A 2,759-nucleotide genomic window follows, 5' to 3' on the forward strand; every position below is an offset into this window, starting at 1 on the left:
CCCGGTGTTTTGGGGCTTTTTGTTCTGCGCCTTTGCTCTCTGGGTTATTTACCTCGCTTGTCCGCGGACAACCCCCCCATTCAGCCCACACCGAGCATACGTGACCTGCGTCACACTCCCGCTAGGCCACTCGCGAAGTATGTGTAACTTCGAGTAACGTTACTTGAAGTTACACCTAGAACGTCACCACTTCGCTCAGGGAGCGTTCCATGACCAGCAGCATCGCACGGGACCACGCAGCGCCGCAGGACCCCGGCCGCGACGACGTCGCGCGCCGGCTGCTGCAGTCCTCGGAAACCCTGTCCTACGACCCGGCCAAGGAAGTCGACTGGGAGACCCCGCTCGACACCGCGCACCACGGCGCGAGCCCGGAGTGGAGCACCCTGTACCGCACGTCCTACTGGGACGAGATGACGCCGGAGCAGCAGCGCGAGCTGACCCGCCAGGAGGCGGCGTCGGTGGCCAGCACCGGTATCTGGTTCGAGATGATCCTGCAGCAGATGGTGCTGCGCGACTTCTACGCCAAGGACCCGACCGACCCGGCCTTCCAGTGGGCGCTGACCGAGATCGCCGACGAGTGCCGTCACTCGATCATGTTCGCGCGCGGCGCCGCGAAGCTGCGTGCCCCCGCGTACCGCCCGACCCGGGTCGTGGTCGAACTCGGCCGTGCCTTCAAGACCATCGCCTTCGGCGAGGCCGCCTACGCCGCGATCCTGGTGGCCGAAGAGGTCCTCGACGTCATGCAGCGCGACTGGATGCGTGACGAGCGGGTCGCCCCCTTCGTCCGCACCATCAACAACATCCACGTCGTCGAAGAGTCGCGGCACATGAAGTTCGCCCGCGAGGAGACGAAGGCCCGCCTGGAAGGCGCGGGCAAGCTGCGCCGCCAGATCAACGGCCTCGTGGTCGCGATCGCGTCGTACTTCATCGTCACCAGCATGGTGAACAAGAAGGTCTACGCCAACGCCGGGCTCGACACCAAGCGCGCGCTCCGCGAGGCGAAGGCGAACGAGCACCACAAGTCGCTGATGCGCTCGAGCTGCGCCGGGCTGATGGAGTTCCTCAACTCGGCCGGGCTGCTCACCAGGGCGTCGACCTGGTTCTACAAGCGCGCCAACCTCATCTGAGCCCATGGCCTTCGCGATCACCCAGACCTGCTGCAACGACGCGACCTGCGTGTCGGTGTGCCCGGTCAACTGCATCCACCCGACCCCGGACGAGCCGGACTTCGGGACCACCGAAATGCTCTACGTGGACCCGAAATCGTGCATCGACTGCGGGGCCTGCGCGGACGCGTGCCCGGTCGACGCGATCTTCCCGGTCGACAGCCTGACCGAGTCGCTCAAACCGTACGCCGGGATCAACGCCGCCTTCTACGCGGACCGGGCCCCGGCGGCAGCCGGCGACCCGGCGCCCAACTTCCACGCGTGGGGCCCGCCGGTGTTCGACCGTGACATCCCCAGCGACTTCGCGCCGCTGGACGTCGCCGTGGTCGGCACCGGCCCGGCCGGCATGTACGCGGTCGAGGATCTGTTGCTGCACACCGGTTCCCGGGTCACCCTGATCGACAGGCTGCCGGTCGCGGGCGGGCTCGTGCGGTACGGCGTCGCGCCGGACCACCCGTCGACGAAGAAGATCGGCGAGACGTTCGCGCGTTTCCACAACCACCCGCGGCTCCGGATGCGGCTGGGCGTCGAGATCGGGCGGGACGTCACGGTCGATGAACTGGCCGCGCAGCACGACGCGGTGATCTACGCGGTCGGCGCGTCCTCGGCACGCAGCCTCGGCCTTCCCGGCGAGGACCTGCCCGGCAGCATGGCCGCGACCGAGGTGGTCGCCTGGTACAACGGCCACCCCGACACGCCGGCCGACGCGATCGACCTCTCGGCGGAACGCGTGGTCGTGATCGGCAACGGCAACGTGGCACTCGACGTCGCGCGGATCCTGACCGCCGACCCCGCCACCCTCGAAGGCACCACCATCGCCCCGGAGGCGCTGGCCCGGCTGCGGTCGAGCAAGGTGCGCGAGGTGGTCCTGCTCGCCCGGCGCGGCCCGGACGCGGCGGCCTACACCGGCCCGGAACTGCTCGCGCTGGCCCAGCGGAAGAACGTCGACCTCGTCGTGGACACACACGACCCGGAGATCGCCCGCGCCATCGACACCGCGGCCGAGGGGTCCAAGGCGGCCCTGCTCCGCGACGTCGCACGCGAGACCGTCGACTGGTCCGTGCCGCCGCGGCACGAGAACCGGCGCATCGTGCTGCGCTTCCACTCCGCGCCGCTCGAGATCCTCGGCGACGCCCAGGTCCGCGGGCTCCGCGTCACCGGTGACGTCTCGATCCCGGCTGGCCAGGTGATCCGCGCCGTCGGCTACCGGGGCACGCCGGTGCCGGGGCTGCCGTTCGACGAGGAGACCGGCACCATCCCGCACACCGGCGGACGTGTCGAAGGACGGCCGGGCACCTACGTCGTCGGCTGGATCAAGCGCGGCCCCAGCGGCGGCATCGGCGCCAACCGGGCGTGTGCGCACGAGACGGTCGGCTCCCTGCTCGACGACGCCGTCGCGGGCGAGATCACCGCGACGCCGCGACGCTCCTCCGTACTCGGCAAGCTCACCCGCCGCCGCTGATCCCCGGCGCTCCGGCCGCATTCGTGTTGCAGCGCCCGGCTGTGGGGGGGCGGGGGGGCGGGGCTGGGGGTGGGTGTCCGGCACGCCCTCCGCGGGGCGGGGGGGGGCGCGCCGGGGGGGCGGCGGTCGGG

Annotated in this window: 2 protein-coding genes; both read left to right on the forward strand. The window is 70.5% G+C overall.

Annotated elements, in window-relative coordinates:
* Positions 1–209 precede the first annotated feature (209 nt).
* Positions 210–1,127: a diiron oxygenase gene (locus tag ACFWX1_RS14380; protein WP_378387305.1), complete on the forward strand. Its 918-nt coding sequence runs from the start codon at positions 210–212 to the stop codon at positions 1,125–1,127.
* A gap of 4 nt (positions 1,128–1,131) precedes the next feature.
* On the forward strand, positions 1,132–2,628 hold the full coding sequence (locus ACFWX1_RS14385) for an FAD-dependent oxidoreductase (RefSeq protein ID WP_378387307.1): 1,497 nt from the start codon (positions 1,132–1,134) through the stop codon (positions 2,626–2,628).
* The last annotated feature ends 131 nt before the right edge of the window (positions 2,629–2,759 follow it).

Source organism: Amycolatopsis sp. NPDC059021 (assembly GCF_042739895.1).
Lineage (GTDB): Bacteria > Actinomycetota > Actinomycetes > Mycobacteriales > Pseudonocardiaceae > Amycolatopsis.